General features: G+C 59.8%; 20 protein-coding genes. 5 read left to right on the forward strand and 15 right to left on the reverse strand.

Features of this window, described 5'->3' with window-relative positions:
- Positions 1-858: 858 nt before the first annotated feature.
- From MUB52_RS17885 to MUB52_RS17940, 12 genes are all read right to left on the reverse strand, one after another.
- On the reverse strand, positions 859-1,590 hold the full coding sequence (locus tag MUB52_RS17885) for a Crp/Fnr family transcriptional regulator (RefSeq protein WP_263845520.1): 732 nt from the start codon (positions 1,588-1,590) through the stop codon (positions 859-861).
- The gene (locus tag MUB52_RS17890) at positions 1,587-2,171 is read right to left on the reverse strand and encodes a c-type cytochrome (RefSeq protein ID WP_263845521.1); all 585 of its coding nucleotides are present in this window, start codon (positions 2,169-2,171) and stop codon (positions 1,587-1,589) included. The genes MUB52_RS17885 and MUB52_RS17890 overlap by 4 nt, the downstream gene beginning before the upstream one ends.
- Complete coding sequence (locus MUB52_RS17895; RefSeq protein ID WP_263845522.1) at positions 2,155-2,604, reverse strand: copper chaperone PCu(A)C; 450 nt, start codon at positions 2,602-2,604, stop codon at positions 2,155-2,157. Before MUB52_RS17895 ends, MUB52_RS17890 begins: the two co-directional genes overlap by 17 nt.
- Complete coding sequence (locus MUB52_RS17900; protein ID WP_263845523.1) at positions 2,604-3,197, reverse strand: SCO family protein; 594 nt, start codon at positions 3,195-3,197, stop codon at positions 2,604-2,606. The genes MUB52_RS17895 and MUB52_RS17900 overlap by 1 nt, the downstream gene beginning before the upstream one ends.
- Positions 3,194-4,027, reverse strand: a complete 834-nt coding sequence (locus tag MUB52_RS17905; RefSeq protein WP_263845524.1) for an ABC transporter ATP-binding protein — start codon at positions 4,025-4,027, stop codon at positions 3,194-3,196. Before MUB52_RS17905 ends, MUB52_RS17900 begins: the two co-directional genes overlap by 4 nt.
- Entirely contained in the window at positions 4,020-4,685 is a 666-nt protein-coding gene (locus tag MUB52_RS17910) for a hypothetical protein (RefSeq protein WP_263845525.1), read from the reverse strand. The genes MUB52_RS17905 and MUB52_RS17910 overlap by 8 nt, the downstream gene beginning before the upstream one ends.
- A complete protein-coding gene (locus MUB52_RS17915) occupies positions 4,685-5,569 on the reverse strand; it encodes an ABC transporter permease (protein ID WP_263845526.1) in 885 nt (294 codons plus the stop codon). Before MUB52_RS17915 ends, MUB52_RS17910 begins: the two co-directional genes overlap by 1 nt.
- A 69-nt stretch (positions 5,570-5,638) precedes the next feature.
- Entirely contained in the window at positions 5,639-7,009 is a 1,371-nt protein-coding gene (locus tag MUB52_RS17920) for an ABC transporter substrate-binding protein (RefSeq protein ID WP_263845527.1), read from the reverse strand.
- 317 nt (positions 7,010-7,326) lie between these two features.
- Positions 7,327-8,280, reverse strand: coding sequence for a HEAT repeat domain-containing protein (locus tag MUB52_RS17925; RefSeq protein WP_263845528.1), 954 nt, complete (start codon positions 8,278-8,280; stop codon positions 7,327-7,329).
- Between the two features lie 5 nt (positions 8,281-8,285).
- Positions 8,286-8,528, reverse strand: a complete 243-nt coding sequence (locus tag MUB52_RS17930) for a 4Fe-4S dicluster domain-containing protein (RefSeq protein WP_263845529.1) — start codon at positions 8,526-8,528, stop codon at positions 8,286-8,288.
- A gap of 5 nt (positions 8,529-8,533) precedes the next feature.
- Complete coding sequence (locus MUB52_RS17935; RefSeq protein WP_263845530.1) at positions 8,534-10,282, reverse strand: fumarate reductase/succinate dehydrogenase flavoprotein subunit; 1,749 nt, start codon at positions 10,280-10,282, stop codon at positions 8,534-8,536.
- 69 nt (positions 10,283-10,351) lie between these two features.
- Positions 10,352-10,633 carry a DUF971 domain-containing protein gene (locus MUB52_RS17940; protein WP_263845531.1) on the reverse strand — a complete coding sequence of 94 codons (282 nt, stop codon included), beginning with the start codon at positions 10,631-10,633 and terminating at the stop codon, positions 10,352-10,354.
- A 121-nt stretch (positions 10,634-10,754) separates the two neighbouring features.
- Between MUB52_RS17940 and fdxA the strand changes: the two genes are divergently transcribed.
- Together fdxA and MUB52_RS17950 are read left to right on the forward strand one after the other, a co-directional pair.
- Entirely contained in the window at positions 10,755-11,096 is a 342-nt protein-coding gene (fdxA, locus tag MUB52_RS17945) for a ferredoxin FdxA (protein ID WP_263845615.1), read from the forward strand.
- Entirely contained in the window at positions 11,096-11,884 is a 789-nt protein-coding gene (locus MUB52_RS17950; RefSeq protein WP_263845532.1) for a ferredoxin--NADP reductase, read from the forward strand. The genes fdxA and MUB52_RS17950 overlap by 1 nt, the downstream gene beginning before the upstream one ends.
- Here the strand turns inward: MUB52_RS17950 and MUB52_RS17955 are convergent.
- From MUB52_RS17955 to MUB52_RS17965, 3 genes are all read right to left on the reverse strand, one after another.
- Positions 11,874-12,488, reverse strand: a complete 615-nt coding sequence (locus tag MUB52_RS17955) for a DsbA family protein (RefSeq protein ID WP_263845533.1) — start codon at positions 12,486-12,488, stop codon at positions 11,874-11,876. The genes MUB52_RS17950 and MUB52_RS17955 overlap by 11 nt on opposite strands.
- Positions 12,489-12,864: 376 nt before the next feature.
- Entirely contained in the window at positions 12,865-14,127 is a 1,263-nt protein-coding gene (locus tag MUB52_RS17960; protein ID WP_263845534.1) for an OmpA family protein, read from the reverse strand.
- A complete protein-coding gene (locus MUB52_RS17965) occupies positions 14,124-17,879 on the reverse strand; it encodes a lamin tail domain-containing protein (protein ID WP_263845535.1) in 3,756 nt (1,251 codons plus the stop codon). Before MUB52_RS17965 ends, MUB52_RS17960 begins: the two co-directional genes overlap by 4 nt.
- 529 nt (positions 17,880-18,408) lie before the next feature.
- Here MUB52_RS17965 and MUB52_RS17970 point away from each other — a divergent pair.
- The 3 genes from MUB52_RS17970 to MUB52_RS17980 are packed head-to-tail and all read left to right on the forward strand — an operon-like array spanning position 18,409 to position 20,076.
- Positions 18,409-18,762, forward strand: a complete 354-nt coding sequence (locus MUB52_RS17970) for a MerR family transcriptional regulator (protein ID WP_263845536.1) — start codon at positions 18,409-18,411, stop codon at positions 18,760-18,762.
- The gene (locus MUB52_RS17975) at positions 18,759-19,358 is read left to right on the forward strand and encodes a short chain dehydrogenase (RefSeq protein ID WP_263845537.1); all 600 of its coding nucleotides are present in this window, start codon (positions 18,759-18,761) and stop codon (positions 19,356-19,358) included. The genes MUB52_RS17970 and MUB52_RS17975 overlap by 4 nt, the downstream gene beginning before the upstream one ends.
- A gap of 10 nt (positions 19,359-19,368) precedes the next feature.
- Positions 19,369-20,076: a transporter substrate-binding domain-containing protein gene (locus MUB52_RS17980; protein ID WP_263845538.1), complete on the forward strand. Its 708-nt coding sequence runs from the start codon at positions 19,369-19,371 to the stop codon at positions 20,074-20,076.
- The last annotated feature ends 181 nt before the right edge of the window (positions 20,077-20,257 follow it).

Raw genomic sequence — 20,257 nt, forward strand, 5'->3', positions numbered from 1 at the left:
CCGATGTCCGAAGGTCTTCCTCTCCGCAATCGCTCTCGCAGCAACAGTCATCTATTGGTTATGAGTCCTGACCCTAGTGCCCGCGGGTTTACAGGTGGTTCACAAGGCACCTGTTCATTAATGTTTCAGGCTCAAACCTTTTCGCGATCCAAGCCTGGTGGCGGTTTGCCGACTCAAAGTGATGCAAGTGCCCGGCCCAGCAACAAGAGTGTGTCCGTATTCCAGCTGGCAGGCGTTTTTCGGCCGACACTGCCGGCTGTAACTCTGCGAGTCCGGTCTGGCTCAGAAACGGCCGGCTGCAGCGAGAGGCCCGAGTTGGAAACCCGCTACACTAGGGCTTGGAAGATCAGCGTTGAGTTTCCGAAATATCCATAAAATCATGGCCTTGAGCCACTTTTGACCAGTCGACGGTGAGGGCAACTATGAAGCCGTTGTTTGTCCTCCCATGGTCAAAGCGGCGAACATCGAAATAGCGCTGAAGTATGCCGAAGGCGATAGCCTGTGAGCCCCGTTCGTACGCCGGTCCGGCAGGCGAAGCCGGAGGTCATTTTCTACATGCCGCCTAGCTGAACCAAAACTGAAACATGATCCCGAGGTCACTCACGCCGCTCTGCCCCTCAAACATAAATTGGATAAAATGTCGCAGATTCAATTTTCGCGCTATTGCCGCTTTTTTGGGCGAGGACAGCAATTCTCTCAGTGTGCCCGGGTGTGAATATCCTCTTCGGCGCTATTCCCGGAAATCTTGGAGAAATTCGTAGCAATTATGCACGCCTCAGAACCGTAGATTAGATCAGAGCTTCAATTGGTGCGCCCGGACTCCGGATTAGACGAATCTGCGACGACCCAGATTGGTCATCAGATTTCGAGGGCGTGGAAATCCCGAATGACGATTTCGGATCGCGTGATGTCCAGAACACCTTCTGCCCGCAGCTTGTCCAGTGTCTGGGTGACCCATTGGCGGGTCGCTCCGACCACAAAAGCGATTTGCTCGTAGGTAATGGTTCGGTCGATGATGATCGTGTCACCTTCGTGGCGACCGTGGGTGTCGGCGAAGATCACGAGGAACTGACGCAGACGTTCCGTGACAGAACGTGTGCCCAGCATCTGTATCAGCGCTGAATAGCATTTTCCTTTCGCAATCAGCCCGTGGATCACCGCAATCGCCACGTCGGGGATCTCACGGACAAGCTTTTGCAGGCTCATGCCCGACAGAAAGACCATCTCACAATCTTCAACCGCATCCGCGGACCAGACGTGGCGCCCGCGACCGAACACCTCCGGCCCACCGATGAAATGACCCGCTGTCCAATAGGCCAGGGTGATCTCGCGACCCGTCGGCCCCACATAATAGGTCCGCGCCTTGCCTTTCTCAATAATCCAGACACCGGTGTGGCTGGCCCCTTGCAGGAAGATGCTGTCCCCTTTGGCAAAGGTGCAGCGCGTCCCCATCTTGCGAACCGTTTTCTGGTCTTCGTATGAAAGTGCGGCCAGAAAACCCGAGCCTTCATTGATGTCCAGAATGTATTCCGAAAGGTAGATCGCACCCTCCGCGTTGTCCTGCAACGCCTCCTCACGCGGGTGGATCATGGCCGAGCCTCCGCAGCAAGATAGACCGCGATAGCGCCGATGTCGGCATCGGGGATCGAAAGCAGGTCTTTGTGCAGACCAGGCAATGCAGCGGCGTCGCGGCGTTCCTCGCGGAAATCCGTCATCTGCTTGATCAGATAGCCCGGATGCTGTGCGGTCAGGAACGGCACCAAGGGATCGCCGTCAACGGCGTTGTCGTGACATGTGTCGCACCCCAGCTCGACCACCTTGGCCCGGCCAGCGGAAGTCTCTAAAGCCGCGTAGGGCTCGGGTGGGTCTTGCGACGCGAACCAGTCGGTCACGTAAGGGATATCCTCGGGTTGTAACTCGGTCACGATAGCCGCCATCTGGCCGCCGTCGTTCGTGCGGTGCCCGCTCAGAAACCCGCGGATCTGAGCCTCGATATACGCTGGTTTCTGACCGCCGAGATTTGGAAACTTCGCCGTGTGCGAGACGCCAAACAACCCATGGCAAAGGGCGCAGGTTTCATAGGCCGGGTACTGCGAGGGGTCGTAATCTGCCTGAGCTGTCGAAGCCAGCAGGATAACGACGCCGGCGAGCCCCCTACGATCCATGGTCACCCTGTGATCCGTGACCACCATGTATCATTTTCACGACCTTGGCGCTGACCGCATCTGTCGAACCGTCCGAAAACTCAAGCGTCAGAGCGACGGTGTCCCCTACCCTCGCTGGCGCTTCGGGGTGCATCAGCATCAGATGCAGCCCTCCGCTTTCGAAGACCACGCTTTGGCCGGGCGCAATCTCCAAGACATCAACGGCCAGCATAGTGGCGACATCGCCTTTCACCTCCGTCTTGTGCATATGAGCCATCGCGTAGCCTTCGGCAGACACGCCGACCAGTTGCTTGACCACATCATCAGTGTTCGAAATCGTCATATATGCTGCATGAACCATCGCGCCGGGCGGTGCGAGCGGGATGATCGGCTTGTCGACCGTGATATCGGCGACGAGGCCCGTGGCCGGAACCAACAGCAAAGCAAGCGCCATGCGCATCAATTTGAAAGCTCCTTGCGATAGGTGATCTGCAGCCGCGCCAGAAACTCCGCCGTCGCGCCCGGATCGAAGGGCGGCTGCAGCTTTGCGCGCAGCGTTCCATCCGGCGCGATGACCGAGACGGACGAGCTGTGTTGCACTTCGTAATGTCCGGTGTGATCCGGTTTGAGCAGGCGATAGAAGCTGTCTGTCGCCTCGATCAGCGTGTCGATCTGTTCGCGATCGCCGGTGAAGCTTTCGAACTCGGGGTGGAAAAACTTGGCATACTCGCTGACGAATGCCGCGTCGCGTTCAGGGTCGACCGAGATGAAGACAACGTTCGGGACATTGTCGGGCCTCACCCGAAGACCGGTTTCGCTGATCGCGGCCTCGAGATTGCCGAGCGTGAAGGGGCAAACATCCGGACACGATAGGAAGCCAAACATCACGATGGTCCACTGGTCTTCCAGATCCTTGTCGGTGAATTCTTCGCCCAACTCGTTCGTGAAACCAAAATCCGGCAACTCGACTGGCGCATCGAGCATGACACCCTGGACTTGAGCGGCGGCAGGTGTCGCGACAAGCGCCAGGAGAAGTGCAGCAAGTTTTTTCATGCGTTCTGATCCTCGAAGGCTCTGCGGCTTTCGGCCTTGATTGTGTCGAGGCAGAATTGCCGGGCTTTGATGTATTCGGAGGTTGCAGCCAGGTCGGTTGTGCGCGGGCGGGGCAGCTCGATCTTGACGTCTTCGATAATGCGCCCGGGGGCCGCACTCATGATCAACACACGGTCGGCCAAAAAGACCGCTTCGTCGACGTCATGGGTCACAAACACGACCGTGGTGCCGAAATGCTTCCAGATGTCCAGAAGACTCTCCTGCATCATCAGCCGGGTTTGTGCGTCCAAGGCACCGAAGGGTTCGTCCATCAGCAGGACGGAAGGGTAGTTCGCAAGCGCACGGGCAATGCCCACGCGCTGCTGCATACCGCCCGAAAGCTCGGCCGGGTACCGGTTGCCGAACTTCTTCAGACCGACCAGTTCCAGGAAGGTGTTTGCCGTTGATCCAGCCGATGTCCGGCTGGCGCCTGCCATCTTCGGCCCGAAAGCCACGTTTTCATAGACGGTCTTCCACGGCAGAAGCGAATATTGCTGGAACACCATGCCGCGATCCGGGCCAGGCTTTTCGACCATCACGCCGTCGACGATGACCTCGCCGGTTGTGGGCTTCACATATCCCGCGACCGCGTTCAGCAGCGTGGACTTGCCGCAGCCGGAGGGACCGAGGATACAGACGAACTCGCCGGCTTTGATCTCGATCGAAGTTGTCTCCACCGCCAAGTGCGCGTCGGGCCCCGTCCCGAAGGTGATGGATACCTCGTTGACGGAGATATGGCCCTTTCCCTTAGACGCCGCCTTGGGGTCCTCGAACTTCAAGACATCAAGCATTGGCCGGTTCTCCTTCCGATACGGGCGCCGGCCGGCATTTGCGCCAAGCCAAGACCAGGATCAGAGCAAACAACAGTCCGAAGCCCGCGCCAGAGAGCACCGGCCCCATCGTCTCAAGCGCAAGCGACGTGGACACGCCCAGCCCCAACATCGCGAGGCCGACAACCCAGCTGGGTGTTGCGCAGCAGACGACCCAACTCATCGTGGCGTTGGTCATCGCGACGAGAAGCGCGCCGAAGCCGGTCGTGGCGCGCAAAGTCGTGGAGGCCCCAGCCTCGCAGCTGTCGCGCCTCAAGAGCGCCAGGCACAGCGATACCATCGCGCCCAATGCAAAGAGCACCAGCAGACGCGACGGCACCACATTCAGGCTCCACTCGGAGATTCCGGTGCCGTAGTCGTAGTTCATTTTGCCGATCTCGATCAGCCATTCCTCCCAAATGATCGGGAGGATGTCGCTCCAAGCCGGGGTGGATTGAACGATCCAACTGACGTTGCCGATCCAGTCGTAGAAGGTCACGTAATTCGGAAAGGCCTGAAAGCGCAGGATCAGGGCCAGCATCATGAAGACCTGAAAGACCAATGCAAAGATCAGGCCGTGCACAACCATGGTTTTCCAATTGGCGCGCAGGTCGGTCCAAAGGGTACGGAGAAGTGCCATCAGCGCGTCCTTTCTTGCCATTTCAACATGGGCCGGGTGATGGCTCTTACCGCCGCGGTGGAGGCGGTGCCGAGAAGGCCGATCACCAGCATTCCGACGACGATGTCTTGATAGTTGATCAGGCTGTAGGCATCCCAGGTGAAGTAGCCGATGCCGTACTGGCCCGAGATGATCTCGCCCGCCAGAAGCGAGAACCAGCTCACACCCATGCCGATGGCGAGCCCGGCGGCAATGGACGGCAGGGCAGCCGGGATCACCACATGCCGGAACACGGCCCAGCGAGACGCACCAAGGGATTGAACAGCGCGGACGAGAACCTCAGGCGTCTGTTCGACGCCATGCAACGTGTTGAGGACAATGGGGAACAGAGCTCCGAGAAACGTGATGTAGATGATCGAGCTTTCTTCGGTCGGCCACATCAGGATGGCCAGCGGGATCCAGGCAACCGCTGGGATGGGCCTGATCACCTCGATGTAGGGCATGATAAAGGCGCGGGCGAACTTGGATCGCCCCATGATCAATCCGATCCCGATCCCAAGGACGACGGCAATCGAGTAGCTGATCAGAATGCGGCGCATCGAAACGCCGATGTGGGTCCAGAAAATCTCGGTCTGGATGTGAGCGACGAAGGCCATAAACACCTTCGCGGGCGACGGCACATTCGAGAAGTTGATGTAGAAGTCGAGATTGACCGACGTCACCAAATGCCACAGCAGAACACCGATGGTGAGCGACAAACAGGCAATGCCGAGGCTGGAGAGCTGATCGCGGGTCAGGGTCGGAAGCTTGGGTGCCGACACCGCATCCTTGTGCGCACGCGGGACCGCGTCGGGACGGCCCTTTGCCGCGGTTTGCGGCGCCTCGGCCTTCAGTGCAGTTTCCATCGTCTTGCCTTTCCCGTGCGGTGAGCCGAGGCGCGCAACCTCGGCTCCTCTTGCTTGGTGCGGTCCGCTTCAGCCTTCAGTGATGAAGTCGGCGATCGCCTCGTCAAAGCTGACGAGTGTGCCATCGTTGGCCGAGGCAAAGGCTTCTGCTTCCCCCTTGCGCAGGAAGGTCGCATAATCGTCGCCCGCCTTGACCCAGAAGGCCGTTTTGCCGAACAGCTTCAGCCCGGTCTCGACGTCATAGACATACGTGGCATTGAGGAGCGCGCCGGTGCCCTGCATCTCGGCAACAGCGGTCAGGAACTCGGGCAGCGACGGGTAGGTAGAGACACCGTCTCGGGCGTGCCAGATCTCCATCGGCAGGCCTTTGTTGGCGACGACCGGGTCGACGACCGTAGCCTTGTCAACCTCATAGTCGATGCCAAGATCCGCGTAGGCGCTCTTGATATAGTCTTCCGTGATCCAGGCATCGAAGTCGAGCGGCGGGATCGCCTTTTCCTTGACGAGAACGCCATGGTTGAACTTGAGCGCATCGACCCATTCGGTCTTGATCGATGGCTCCAGGGTCAGGTGACCGCCTTCGGAGAAGTAGAGATACAGCACCTCTTTCTCGACTCCGGTCCAGCCTTCCATCAGCGACACCGCTTCCATGGGGTCCTCGCGGATCCACTCGCCGGCTTCCCAGACCGCCTTGATAAAGGCCTCGACAACCTCGGGATACTCGACCGCAAAGTCCTCGCGCACAACGACACCGTGCAGATACGGGACGCCGGTCTCCGAGCCGTCATAAATCTTCCGTCCGGTGCCGCGGAACTCCATAATCTCGGACCAGGGGCAGAAATCGCTGTGCGCGTCGATCTTGCCGGCTGCGATATTGGCCGCGCCAACGGCCGGGCTCTGGTTCTTCAAGACGTACTCGGAGGTCGGAATGTTATTGTCCTGCATGGCTTTCAGCAGCATACCCCACGCCGCCGAACCGACCGGCGTCGACACCTCTTTGCCTTTCAGGTCGGTGATCGAGTACATGTCGCTGTCGACAGGCACGACAATCGCGTTGCCGGAGCCTTTGAGGTTGTACCCCGTACCCGCCACGTAAAGTGTGCGCAGGCTTTCCGTCTCCTGAAACTTGGCACCGTTCACGATCAGCGGATAGTCACCCATCACACCAAAATTCAGCTTGTTGGCCAGCATCTGGTTGGTGATCGGACCACCCGAACTGTAGTCCGCCCAGGTGACGTCATACTCCGCATCGGCGTATTTGCCATCGGTGGGCAGGTACTTCTCAAGAAGACCCAATTCCTTGACCACGATGCCGGCGGTATAGGTGTCGGTACACATCGACTGGTGTCCAATAGCGATGCTGATCTTTTCCGCCGATGCCATCCCGGCAATGGGCAGAAGCGCTGCAGCAAAGAAAGCGCTCTTGGTGAGTTGCTTCATAACTAGCCCCTGTTGTGTTTTTTGAGTTCTGTTACTCAAGGCCAGTGTCGGCGCATTCATTCCGGCTTCAAAATCCGTGAGGCGTATTTTTTATTAAAAAATCGTTCACTTTTCGCATTGCCTGTTTTTGAAGCAGGATTTGCGACTGTTTTGTCGAAAAATGGGGCAGCCAGAGTGAGCTGTCAGGCGAATCGATTCGAGGTAAAAATCTTTTTATTTCAAATATTTAAGGTGGCACTGGAGTGCAAGATCCACCCCTCGAACTGAGGTTCGAGGGGTGGATTGATCAGAATGATCCGGGGCGAAACAAACCCCGGTTAAGCGGCCAATTTCTCCAATGCCCAGCGGACATTCTTGCGAACATCCGGGTCACGGTCATCGGCGTATTTCTCGAGAAATTGTGCCGTTTCAGGCACCGCCAATTCGCCGAGCGCTGCCGCACATTCCTTTCGAAGATTTGGCACCGGCACGTCCATCATGGGTCCGATTTCCATCGCCGCTTCGGTTGCACGAAGCTTGCCCAGGGAGCGCACCGCCTTCAGGCGCACCTGCCAGTACTCGTCTCCTAGCACGCCCCGCAGCGCAGCGATACAGGACGCGCCGCCGGTCTTCGCCAAGGTCTCGGCCGCAGCTTCACGCACCATCCATTCCGGATCGGCCAAAGCGTTGACCAAGGTGGCCTCGGCATGGTCCGACTTCGAAAATCCAAGCGCGGACAGGGCTGTCCGCCGCACTTTCACGTCGGCGTCTTTCGCCGCGTCGCGCAAGGCAGGCAACGCGCTTTCATCCTGCAGCCAGCCGATCACGCCAACAGCCTGCTCCCTTACCTCGGCCGAGACATGTTGCAAAGCCGCAATCGCAGGCCCCATCGCTTCGACCCGGCGCAGCTCCTTTATGCCGGCCAGGCAGGCTCTCAGCTTCACGTCATTCGCGGCACTCAGATGCGGCAGGATCGCGCCGCCGGATTTCGGGTCCTTCAGCTCTGTCAGGCTGCGGGCCGCCGCGTCGATCACGGCGGGGTCATCGTCGTCCAAAGCGCTGACCAAGGCCGCAGCCGTCTCTACGCCATCGAAATCGGTGAGAGCCTGCGCCGCCTGCTTCCGCACGCCGGCGTCGTCGTCGGTGATAGCCCTGGCAATGAACGGAATCGCGGCGGGATCTGCGGTATCGGCCAGTTCAATCACCGCCATGATGCGCGCGCCAGGCGACGGATCATCCAACCCCTCGGCCAGATCCGCGATATCGTCAAAGTCTTCGAACAGTTGGTCCACGGCGGTCACTTCAGCAGATAAGGGAGATTGACGGTCACCGCATCCGTTGGGCAGTCGGCCTCGCAAGGCATGCAATACCAGCACTCGTCATACTTCATGTAAGCGGTCTTCTTGCCGTTGTCTTTCTCGACGATGCGCAGCACATCAAGAGGGCAGACATCGACACAAACGGTACAGCCCTTGTCGGCGATGCAGAGGTCGTCGTTGACAACGACGGGCACGGTTGTGGCGGTTTGAGCAAGGGGCATTGGCGTTACTCCGCGGCAACCGAAGACGTCGCGCCGACGCGCTGCTTGTAATAGGCGTCTTTCTCGTCTTCAGCGATTTCAACAATGTAGGGTTTGACATCCTGCTTTTCGTGCGCCGGCTTGCCGTCTTCGCCCTTGGTCAGCATCGTGTGGCAGAACCAGTTTTCATCGTCGCGTTCATATTCCACCCGGTTGTGATAAAGACCCCAACGGCTTTCCGTCCGATACATGGACGCAGCGGCCGCCATCTCGGCGCAATCGAGAATGGTGGAGGCTTCGAGCGCGCGCATCAGCTCATGCGCATCGCGGACATACATGCCGTGTTGCATGTCGTCGCGCACCTCCTCGAAGCGCTGCTGCGCCAACTCCATTTTCGCGGTGACTTTCGGCGGTTGCAGATAGTCGTTCACCAGACGGCGCGTCTTGTACTCGATCTGATTGGGCGGGACGCCGTCGTCCCGCTTGGTCGGTGCCATGACGCGGGCGCGCTCGGCGTCGACCTCACCTTTGTCAAAGGCCGCAAAATCCACATTTGCGACGAAATCGGCAGCATCCAGGCCTGCAAAGGCGCCGTTGGTAAAGGCGCCGAGCATGTAGTTGTGCGGAACGTTGGCCATGTCACCCGCGGCGTAGAGACCGGGGATCGTGGTACGGGCGTGTTCATCGACAAAAACGCCCGAGGCCGAGTGGCCGGAACAGAAGCCGATCTCCGAGATATGCATCTCGATCATCTGCTTGCGATAATCCGTGCCGCGCCCTTCATGGAAATGGCCCCGCGTCGGACGCTCGACGATATGCAGAACACGCTCGATTTCCGAAATCGTCTCTTCGGCAAGGTGGTTGAGTTTCAGGTACACTGGCCCCTTCCCGCCTTGAAGCTCGTCGTAGAATTCCTGCATCATCTGGCCTGACCAGTAGTCACATTCGATGAACCGCTCGCCCGAGGCGTTGGCGGTGTAGCCGCCCATGGGGCCGGCCACATATGCGCAAGCCGGACCGTTGTAATCCTTGATCAGCGGGTTGATCTGATAGCATTCGAGGTTCGCGAGGCCCGCACCGGCGTGATAGGCCATCGCATAGCCTTCGCCGGAGTTCGACGCATTCTCATATGTGCCATAGAGATAGCCGCTTGTCGGCAGGCCCAACCGTCCGGCCGCGCCGAGGCCCATGATGACTGCCTTGGCGCGCACCACGAGGAACTCCGCCGAGCGGGTATTGACGCAGATCGCTCCGGCCACGCGACCTTCGCCAGTCAGAAGCCGCGTCGCCATAAAGCGGTTGATGATGTTGATCCGTGCCTTGCGCAGTTGCCGGTAGAGCGCCTTCTTTACGGTGTCGCCATTCGGCATCGGAAGAACGTATGTGCCGATATGGTGCACCTTCTTGACATCATATTCGCCGTTCTGATCCTTCTGGAACCGGATCCCGAAGCTGTCGAGTTCCTGGATGATCCCGTAGCACTCCTGCGCATAGCGATACACGGCGGCCTGGTCGCAGATGCCGTCATTCGCAATGGTGATTTCCTTGGTGTACTGCTCGGGTGTGGCGTAACCGGGGATGACCGAATTGTTCAGCCCATCCATCCCCATGGAGATTGCGCCGGACCGCTTCACATTGGCCTTGTCAAGCAAGACAACATTCGCCTCGGGGTTCTTGCGCTTAGCTTTCAAGGCCGCCATCGGCCCGGCGGTACCCCCACCGATGACCAGGATGTCACAGTCGATCTGTGTCAGTCCGTCGAGTATTTCGTCCATGCTTCACCCCTGGATACCGCTTGCCCCCGATCCTGCGCCGCAGCGCAGAAAGGGAATGTCAATTAATTGTCACGCGCGCTCGGAAAGTTCGCGAAGATACGGAAACGGGTAGATCGCCTTTTCGTGCCCGTCGGAGAAATGCACATTCACGCCATTTCCAACCTGTCGCAGCTCGGTGATCGTGATCCCCGGCGCCACGGCCACCTCACCAAAGTCCAGTCGTTGACGAATCGACCAAGCATCCTTGGCCTCGCGGCGCAGGTAGGCTGCCGAGAAGACGCTTGTCTCGCCAGTGTTCCAGATCACCGTCAGGTGCTGGGCGTCCGCGCTTGCAGTCAGACTCTCGATCATCTTGGGCTCCCATCGTCTGCGAGCAAATTGCAGAACCCGGAGCGCCGCAAATAGCAATTAGTTGACGGACACCCCCGCTGCATTGCGGCAGGAAGAGCGAAACATCGAGGAATGTCGCGCCATGACTTATGTCGTCACTGACAACTGCATTGCCTGCAAATACACCGACTGCGTGTCTGTTTGCCCAGTCGACTGTTTCTATGAAGGTGAAAATATGCTGGTCATTCACCCGGACGAGTGCATCGACTGTGGCGTTTGCGAACCCGAATGCCCTGCGGACGCTATTCGGGCGGATACCGAAGCCGGCATGGGCAAATGGGTGGCGTTCAATCGAAAGTACTCGGAGCTCTGGCCTGTTATCCTCGAGGCCAAGGAGCCCTTGGCGACCGCGGACGCGCTCGACGGCACCGAAGGCAAGCTCGAGACGCACTTCTCTGAAAAGCCCGCAGCCGAGGCCGCCTGATGAACGTCCGCGCCAAAGTCCTGCCCGATGCGCAAACCGTCACAGCGGTCACGCATTGGACCGAGACGCTGTTTTCCTTCCGGGTCTCGCGCCCGCGATCTCTGCGCTTTCGGTCGGGTGAGTTCGTCATGATCGGTCTTCTGAAGGACGACGGCAAACCGCTTTTGCGGGCTTACTCCATCGCCTCGCCCTCATGGGATGACGCGTTGGAGTTCTATTCGATCAAGGTGCCTGACGGCCCGCTGACCTCGCGCCTCCAGAAAATCGAACCGGGCGACCAGATCATTCTGCGCCCCAAGCCCGTCGGTACCCTTGTCCTTGACGCGCTCCTGCCCGGCAGACGCCTGTGGATGATCTGCACCGGCACGGGCATTGCACCTTTCGCGTCGCTTCTGCGCGATCCCGAAACCTGGGAGAGCTATGAGCAGGTGATCGTCGCGCATACCTGTCGCACCCAAGCAGAGCTCGCTTACGGGGCGGCGATTGTCGACGCCCTCCCGCGCGATCCGCTGATCGGCGAGTTGGTCGACGAAAAACTGCACTACTATCCAACGACAACACGCGAAGCCTCCGATATCGAAGGGCGCGTCAGCGATCACATTCGCGATAACCGCATCTTCAGCGCGCTTGGCATGCCCAGATGGTCCGCCGACGCCGACCGCGTGATGATATGCGGCAATCTTGCGCTGAACAAAGACGTGATGGCTCTCTGCGAAGAGCACGGTTTGGAGGAAGGTGCCAACTCCGATCCCAAACACTTCGTCGTCGAGAAAGCCTTCATCGACTGAGCCAAACCTCCGACAGCGCCTCGATATCCGTCGAGCCGAAGACGACACTGTCCGGTGTCACAAAGGCCGGCGTGCCCAGAACTCCCAGCGCAATTGCCACATCACGGTTGTAGGTTATGCGGGATGTCACGGCCTCGCTCTCCATGACTGGCGCGATCTTCGCAAAGTCGAGGTCGAGCGTCCCGGCAATCCGCTGAAAGCCAGCGGTGTTCAATGGACCCCGCACATCCCACAACCTGTCGTGGACCGCACGATATGTCTCGTCGCCATAGATCTCGCGGCTGGCCAGGGCAAAGCGCGCCGCCCGCTCGGAACCGGGCGTGAGGATCGGCAACTGCCGCATTTCGAGCCGCACCTCCGGATGCGCCGCAACAAACTCCACGAGGGCAGGATGGATCGTTTTGCAGGGCACGCATTTGTAATCGAAGAACTCGACAATCCGGCGCGGCGCCGCCACATCTCCCTCTCCCAGTCGTGCAGCGTCTGCGAACAACTCCGGATAGGCCGCAAGCCGCGCCTGCGTCTCGGCCCGCGCTTCGCGCTCCGCGAGGATTTCCAGCGCTTCGACAATGATTTCTGGGTTATCGAGAATGAACGCACGCACCCTGTCTTCAAACGAAACGCCCTCGGCTTGCGCAGGCCCAAGAGACAGCGCGACCGTAGCGGCAGAGAACAAAATCCCAAAAAGAAACTTCATTCAGAAGAAAGGGCGCTGCTGGCGTTGCGGTCTCAAGCATTCTTTATTCTCAGCTTTCACAGCAGAACATATTGCCCAAAAATGTCCCACCTCTGATTGCACCTGATCAAATCTAGAACAGTTGCAGGACACCTTCGTCCGACTAGATGGTCGTTCTGGGTCGCAGCGCCGAAGAAAGCTGGGCCGTCTGAAACGCACGCGGAAAGGGAGGCGTCCGCCCCGTCGACCGCATCGCAGGAAACGGCACTCACCCTCACGCCCGATCGGTGCAAAACCCCTGTCTCTACGGCGCCTCGAAGAACAGCCAGAATTGCCTTTTGACGGCGGCGCCCGGCACGAAGGAGAAGCCGGTGTCATAGGACAGGCCAGCTGTAATCCTGCCCAGGATGGGGAATTTCGTTGCTTCCGCCGCGCCCGCATGTCCTGCCAGACCGGCGCCCAGGCTCTCGGTCACCAGAAGCGTGCCGTCGAAGTCATCGAATTCCAGACACTGCTTGCGACCAAAAATCGCCCAGGTGTCCACAAGATCTGTCGACAAAGATGCAACCGTCATCATGCTGGAGAGCGATGAAGCCTCTATGATCTTCTTCACCTTGGTCACGGCCTCTGCAATCTGTTGGACTTCCTTGGAGAAGGCCAAAGGGTCAAAATCCGCAACGGCCCCGCCGCCGACGGCCATGAACCGGCGCGTTTCAGCAACGCGGCGGGTCTGGTCGTCCAGACGGTCGGGATCCAACCGGTTCAGGTCGAAGACCCGCATGGCAATCCCACCGCCTAGGCCAATGGCGCCCAGCACCGGGATGGTGATATCGAGCGCGATCTCGCCTTTTTGATCCAGCGCCCAATAGGCCGACCCATTGCCGCTGCAATGTATCCTCGGTCTCGGTGTGGGCGTCGGGATCTCGACCTTCTTGGGCGGCGTGTCATCCGGTTTGCGCAAGGCGACCGAGAAGGTGACAATCACGTTGCGATTGAGCGGTTCTTCGAGGCCGTCGGGATGGCCGGTGCGGTCAATCACCGGTCTGGCGGAGCCAAAACTCGCCGAATGGATGTCCCCCGGCTTGACCCCCAACTCAAACACCAGCCACGAGGCCACAACAGCAGCCCGCTCAGACGACAACGCGGCATTCCCCGGGCTTGTGGCGGTTCCCGCTTCTGGCCCGGTCTGGCTCGCGCCTCCGATGATGCGCTCAATCCTGAAGTCATTCCCGATGGCCTTGGGCACACGCAGGAGCGTCAGCATCCGCTGGTGGCTGTCCTCGAGGTCGGTCTTTCCAATCGCGAAGCTGTGCAGCAGCAGATGCACGCGCTGGCGCCCTGCACTGGGGGCTTCGGCCGAATAGCCCGCGATGGCCAGATCTGCCGCCACAAGCGGCGACAGTTTGTCGGGTTCCGTCCCCAGGCGGGCGTCGCCCGCTTTGGGAAACGTGTCCTTTGCCACGGCCACCGCGCCGCGCGCGACATTTTCGGCCGATCCCTTGATCGCCTTCCACAACATCCGGCGCAGCGTCTCAGGATTGGCAATGCTCGGAAGATTGAGAGTCATCGCGTGGGCCTCCTGCGCAGGATCGAGATGTCTTCATTCGCAGTCGGTGGACCGGAAAAGAGTTGAGAAACGATGCGACCTTGTGCCGTGCGCAGCAAAAGCCGTTCCGCATCGTTGTTCAGAAGAGCAATCGGCCCGCGGCCGTAGTCCTCGATCCAGTTCAGTTGGCCGGCTTCGCTGCTCTTGCCGATGACCACGGAGATCCGCTCTCCCGCAGCCAGTTTTATGCGCGGCGGGAAACGGAAAGTATGCCCGCGCGCATCTTCGATCTCCCAGTCGGCAAGCTCCGTGCTGACACTGTCTGAGCGGTTGTGGATCACGATCACCTCGCGATCATCAGGGCGGCCGCCACGGGCATCCTGATGGTCGTCCCCTTTTGAGTTGATCACAGTTGCCGCCCGATCAAAGCCGATCGTGTTGGACGGCCGGTCAAAGGAGTTGGCGTCTCGCAGGAAGGCCACGTGGTGCATGATCGGTGGCCCCAGACTGAGCGCAGGCGCGGCGTAGACCACAAGCAGGGCGTGGTTGCGCCCGGGCCGCAGCAAATCCTGCGGCAAGGTTCCGGAGAGCCGGGTGCCCTTGCGCTGCATGTCCTTTAGCGCGAGTTCTTCTCCGTTGACGAAGAAACGAATATCGAAGAGCGGCGCATTCTCCACATCCAAAATCGCTCTGTCCAGAAGGCTGCGCATGTTGTCCGCGCCGGATGCGGGTGCGCCAAACCGGTCGATGCTCAGATCTTGGAACGGCAGGTCGAGCGCGTCGTCTATGAACTCTACGGGAAAGGGGCCAAGCTCGATCTCCACATGCACATGTGGTCCGTAAATCGGGAGATCGGCGGGGCGTTGACCGGTATCAGGCGCGGGGTCCGCAGAGAGCGGCGCGTTAAATCGGATCGACGGCGCCGCTCTCATCGCAGCGCCGGCATCACGGGTCTGTTTGAGATGACGGGCGCGTTTGGCCAGCATCGCGGCGCGCAATTCGGTCTGACTGCCGATCTGCAAATGCTTGGATTCAAGCGTGACAATCTCATTCTCGATGACCTGCCGCGCTGCAACCATGCCGCCAAACTTGCGATCTCCCGCATCCTCGAAGGACACACCCGCACGCAGCGGCAACGCGTGCATCAGGTCTTGTTCGGCGGAGGAGAATATCCCGGCCCGCACAGCACGATGCGCGGCCAGCATATCTGCAGTATTGCCGTGGCGCGATGCCAGCGCTGTGGCCTCCAGATCCGCGAATGCCGCAGGCGCCAGGCGTGAGGTCAGCGCCGATTTCACCCGGCGCAGTTCAGCGCGCGCGGCGGCCTCGTTGTCAATCGGGTTGGACGCCCCGAGCAGCTCGGTGACAAAGTCTGCAATCGCTTCGAAGATACTGTCAGCCGCAAAATCGAGCGCTGCCAAAAGGTCATCGATCACCGCCTCCGCCCAGGCCAGGGTGGCGCGCCGCAGATCTTCAACGCCGTCCTTGATCGCCTCAATTGCCGCGTCCAGTTCCTGCTGCAGCCGTTCCAACGCAGCCTCTGCCTCGTCCAGCCGGTCCTCCGCCCATTGCAGGGCCGCGGCAACCCCATCGGCGATCACGTCAACCGCCTCCTCGCCCACGGCAAACACAAGTTCGCGCCCCAGCGCGGGAAGGTGGTTCGCGATGATGCCCGGGACATACAGCAAGAAGATGCGCGCCTGGGCCACGCCGATCTCAGCAAGGTCCTGTCCGACGTCTTCCACAGCGGTCTTCAAGCTGCCCACCAAAGGCGGGCAATCCGCCAGCGCATCGATCCTGCGCCGCAGGTCCTGCGAGGACAGTCCGGCCCAGTCAATCCCGCCGTCATCGGCGCCCGTGGTCAGGGTCAGCAGCGCGCCTGACAAACGGTCAATGCGCGCTTCCGACCAGGTTTGCGAGCCGAATGCGATCTGCGAGGCATCGCAGAGCTGCAGCATAAAGGACCGGACAATCCGCAACATCTCGGCCCGCCGCGGCGTGCGTCGCAAATCGTCTCCTGGCAGGCAATCGGCAAGGCTGCCGAGGATCGGATCAACCAGCCGTTCGGCAAAATCCGACGCCGGAGCGGTGACCTCTCGGCGGAGCTGATCAATGCGACGCTCGAAATCCTTGACCGATGATTTCAGGAAGACGGCACAGATTTCACTGATCTGCTGCACCATGAAGGTCGCGGCCATTTGCGTCGCGTAGTGGCCAAGCTTTTGCTGAAGCGCGAACCTTTTCTTGCCGTCTGTTTCCTGGGCCAGTTCGGCAAGGACCGGGATGATGAGCTTCGATGTCCCGTGCAGCAAGGCGTGCATCAGGTCCGCAAGGATGGGCGGCAAGGCACCGTCATCTTCGAGCGTCTGCAGCGCCCGCGTCGCATCGGGCACGAACACCTCGGCAATCACCCGTTGAGCGAAGTTCGATGCGAGTGTGTTCAACGTCTCCTGATCCGGAGTTTGACCGGCGAAGTAAGCCCCGAGGCCAAGGCCCGCATCGTTGAGCGAACCGAGCAGCGCCTTCATCACCAGGTCGAACGGATGTGCCAGCCGTGCAATCTGCGCATCCAGGAACCCACCATCCAGAAGCGCGATGGCCTCAAGGGTGTTTGTGAAACGATCCGCACCGGCCGGTAGATTGGCCTGCCGAATGACATGCGCCGGGAGCGGCCGATCAAACAGCGCATCCGCCGGGTCTATCACAAAGACCAGCGCATGGAACGCAGCCGACATGCGTGAAATGGGACGTTCCTCTTGGCCTGCCGCCGGCGGCGTACCAACCTCGGCAAACTGCGAGAAGATGCCAACCAGCGTGGCCAGGTCCGGCAGGTCGGTCCTCTCGGCAAGACTGGCAAGGTCCTGTTGCAGCGCTGCGGGAACGACTGCAATCTCCCCCAAGGCAGCCGAAAGAGCCTCGTCCAGCGCCGTTTCAATCACGGACTCCAGCGCGGCCCCGGCAACCGCGTCCAACATGTCGATCAGGGCTTCGGTGCTGTCTTGCTCCTTGGCTTTCTCCTCTGCCACCATCCCGGCCACAACGGCCCGCCCGGCGGCGGTCAGACCGGCAGCCAGGATGCGCGATGCGGCATCGTCCTGTTGCGACGTGATCTCGCTGGCGACGATAGAAACCGCATCATCAAGGTAGTCTTTCAGGCTCGGCAGCCTGCCCCGCATGAAAACAGACAGATCCTTGCCATAGAGGAACCCCGCCCCCGCGTTGACACGCAAATCGAACCCGGGCTCGTCGTTTTCACCCGGCTGAAGGTTTATACGGGCTGCGATCTCAGCGGCGGCGGAAACGGCAATCTCGGCGCTGGCCTCGACGCCCATCTCGAAGGCGATCTTGTCGACCAGCGCCAAAAGCAACCGGTCCTCCAACCCCAGGTCACCCTCTCGATTGCGCAGGGCGTTTCCGATCACCTCTCCAAGCGAGAGGCCAACGGCCAGACGCGCGCGAATATAGGCCTTGAGTTGCGCTGCCGCGACCACATGCAGACCGAAGACGCCGGTCACATCAGGTGACAGCTGCGCGGCGAGTTCCGCGCGAAGCTGAGCGCCGGCCTCAAGCTCAAGGGTGGCTTCTATGAAGTCGGCAAATTCGACACCTGCGCTGCCTCTGGCGGCAAAATTGGCACCAAGTGCGACCCGAAAGCCGCTGCATATCTCGGCCCCCAGCGTAACGCCCGCATCATAACCCAGCTGTGCATAAGCGGTATCTGACGCCGTTCCGATGTCGCCGCGGCTGCGTAGATCAAGAATTTGTCCAGTCATTCGTTACGTTTCTCTCTATGCGCTTTTGGTCTTCACACGGAAGACCGTGCAGGTTTGGGCAGGTTCTGGTTCAGTGCGGAGATCTCGGCACAGGAGGTTGAAAGCCGCCAATCCAACAGAGATCGCCGGCAGCAGGTGGCGTGTGCGAGCCTTTCGCTGCGATTCAGCGGTCAGTGGTTTCGGCAAGGGTTCTCGAGCTCTGGCAACATGTTACTTTTTCTTTTTTTCAAAAAGGAGTGAGCTCGCTTTGAAATCGGATGGTGTGAGATCTGAACTTCATCTTAAAATTGTCAGTCATTACAACAACACACACAAAGGTAGCATTGCCAGCCGTGCATCCATCCCGGCAAAAAAGGGAGTGTCGGCTCGGGCACATGTTCTTACCGTCCGGTGTTGGAACACCTGTATCACGTCATCCGAATGGACCCTCCAGGTCCACGATGCGCACCGTTCAAGCCATTTGCGGGATTTCCCTTGACCTAGAGTAACTCGAGGCCGGTATCTCATATGGAATTGGGAGAAAGCCGCCATGCGCATTTCCGAGGCTGCAACCGCATCCGGGCTCAGAGTTGATACGATCCGCTACTACGAGGCGACCGGCCTGGTGCCGAAGGTCGCGCGCGGATCCGATGGGCATCGTCGGTTTTCGCCGGAGAATGTGGAATGGCTGAGCTTGCTCTACTGGCTGCGCGAGACCGGAATGCCGATGAAGGTCATGAAACGCTTTGCCGAGCTCTACGCCGCCGGGAACGAGACGATCCCCGAACGCAAGGCCATTCTCATGGATCATTCCAAACTGCTCCAGATGCGTCGCGAAAACCTTGATCGATGCGAGGACGTCCTCGCGCGCAAGCTCGAAATCTATGAGGACTACCTGACATGAAGATCATTCTGGTTGGCGCGTCTGGTGATGTGGGCCAAGCCGCCTACAACGCATTGTCGGAGCGCCACGAGATCATCCGCGCCGGCCGCCGAACGGGAGACGTGCACGTCGACATCGGCGACAGGCTGTCAATTGCTGCCATGTATGACACGGTCGGCGCCTTCGATGCGCTTGTCTCTGCGGCGGGGAACGTGCATTTCGCGCCGCTCGGCGACCAGACCGAAACCACCTTCAAGCTCGGGTTGGACAGCAAGGTCATGGGGCAAATCAATCTGGTTCTGGAGGGTCTCACGCGGATCGCGGACAAAGGATCTTTCACGTTGACGAGCGGCGTTCTTGATCGCGACCCTGTTGTCGCTGGAACCGGAGCGGCAACTGCGAACGGAGCTTTGGCCGGCTTCGTTGCAGGCGCGGCGATCGAACTGCCGCGGAACCTTCGGATCAATGTGGTCAGCCCTGGCTTGCTGAAGGCGTCTGAAGAGCGGTACGGCTCATTCTTTCCGGGCCACGAGCGTGTTTCGTCGAACCGGGTCGGTCGCGCCTTTGTCAAATGTGTCGAAGGGGCGATCACCGGGCAGGTCGTGATTGTGGAGTGAGGCGCGGCGCATGAAGGTTGCATATCTCATCGAACCGCCCTTCAACGACCGGGATGCGGCCGGAGCCGTTACGGGGTGCGACATAGAGCTTGCACGGCAGGTTTTTCGCAGGCTGGGGCTGGACGAGCCGATTTTCGTGGAAACGGAGTTTGCGGATCTCCTGCCAGGTCTGGAGCGGGGCGCTTGGCAGATGACCACCGGGCTTTTTGCGACCGAAGAACGACGGTCGCGCGCCTTGTTCAGTCGGCCGATCTGGGCCTTACCGGACGGCCTCTTGATCCGAACTGCCGATCGTCATCGTCTCACTGGCTATGGAAGCCTGGTCAGAGATCGAACTCTGCGCCTCGCCACCATACGCCATCAGGCCCAGTACAGAAGTGCCATCGAGATCGGCGTGCGCCCCGATCAGATATCCACTTTCGACCGGTATCGCGAGGCCGCGGAGGCGGTCCGTGATGGTCGGGTCAGTGCATATGCCAGCGTTGCACGGGCTCACGAGGGGTTTCTGAGAAGAAACCCGGGTTCGGAGATGACCTGGCTCGTCGTTCCAGCCTCCGAGAAACCGGCGGCGTTCGGCTGCTTTGCGTTTGCCAAGGCCAACGCAGGCCTGAGGGATGCCGTTGACGGTGCATTGAATGGTATGATTGGCAGCCAGGCGCATCGCGAGTTGATGGCAGGCTTCGGGTTCTCCGACGATGAGGTCGATCTTCTGACCTGACGACCCATCTCATCCATTTGACCTCGACCCGACGCCCAATGGTGCGGCGTGACCCCATCAACGGCGCGAGGATTTTCGGTCATCATCGCATCTTTGGCGACGTTGCTCATCGCCCTCGCCAGTTCTGTTTCGGCAGAGTATCACCACGGTACGGCCACGACGTCGTTGTCGCTCCGGGCCT

This window comes from Roseobacter sinensis (genome assembly GCF_025755255.1).
Classification (GTDB): domain Bacteria; phylum Pseudomonadota; class Alphaproteobacteria; order Rhodobacterales; family Rhodobacteraceae; genus Roseobacter; species Roseobacter sinensis.

Coding starts and splice junctions, on each gene's coding strand:
- MUB52_RS17940 (WP_263845531.1), bottom strand. CDS start 10,633: ATGATCGAGAGTCTGACTGCAAGCGCGGACGCCCAGCACCTGACGGTG.
- MUB52_RS17935 (WP_263845530.1), bottom strand. CDS start 10,282: ATGGACGAAATACTCGACGGACTGACACAGATCGACTGTGACATCCTG.
- MUB52_RS17950 (WP_263845532.1), top strand. CDS start 11,096: ATGAACGTCCGCGCCAAAGTCCTGCCCGATGCGCAAACCGTCACAGCG.
- MUB52_RS17920 (WP_263845527.1), bottom strand. CDS start 7,009: ATGAAGCAACTCACCAAGAGCGCTTTCTTTGCTGCAGCGCTTCTGCCC.
- MUB52_RS17970 (WP_263845536.1), top strand. CDS start 18,409: ATGCGCATTTCCGAGGCTGCAACCGCATCCGGGCTCAGAGTTGATACG.
- MUB52_RS17900 (WP_263845523.1), bottom strand. CDS start 3,197: ATGAAAAAACTTGCTGCACTTCTCCTGGCGCTTGTCGCGACACCTGCC.
- MUB52_RS17960 (WP_263845534.1), bottom strand. CDS start 14,127: ATGACTCTCAATCTTCCGAGCATTGCCAATCCTGAGACGCTGCGCCGG.
- MUB52_RS17965 (WP_263845535.1), bottom strand. CDS start 17,879: ATGACTGGACAAATTCTTGATCTACGCAGCCGCGGCGACATCGGAACG.
- MUB52_RS17975 (WP_263845537.1), top strand. CDS start 18,759: ATGAAGATCATTCTGGTTGGCGCGTCTGGTGATGTGGGCCAAGCCGCC.
- MUB52_RS17910 (WP_263845525.1), bottom strand. CDS start 4,685: ATGGCACTTCTCCGTACCCTTTGGACCGACCTGCGCGCCAATTGGAAA.
- MUB52_RS17895 (WP_263845522.1), bottom strand. CDS start 2,604: ATGCGCATGGCGCTTGCTTTGCTGTTGGTTCCGGCCACGGGCCTCGTC.
- MUB52_RS17980 (WP_263845538.1), top strand. CDS start 19,369: ATGAAGGTTGCATATCTCATCGAACCGCCCTTCAACGACCGGGATGCG.
- MUB52_RS17885 (WP_263845520.1), bottom strand. CDS start 1,590: ATGATCCACCCGCGTGAGGAGGCGTTGCAGGACAACGCGGAGGGTGCG.
- fdxA (WP_263845615.1), top strand. CDS start 10,755: ATGACTTATGTCGTCACTGACAACTGCATTGCCTGCAAATACACCGAC.
- MUB52_RS17905 (WP_263845524.1), bottom strand. CDS start 4,027: ATGCTTGATGTCTTGAAGTTCGAGGACCCCAAGGCGGCGTCTAAGGGA.
- MUB52_RS17930 (WP_263845529.1), bottom strand. CDS start 8,528: ATGCCCCTTGCTCAAACCGCCACAACCGTGCCCGTCGTTGTCAACGAC.
- MUB52_RS17915 (WP_263845526.1), bottom strand. CDS start 5,569: ATGGAAACTGCACTGAAGGCCGAGGCGCCGCAAACCGCGGCAAAGGGC.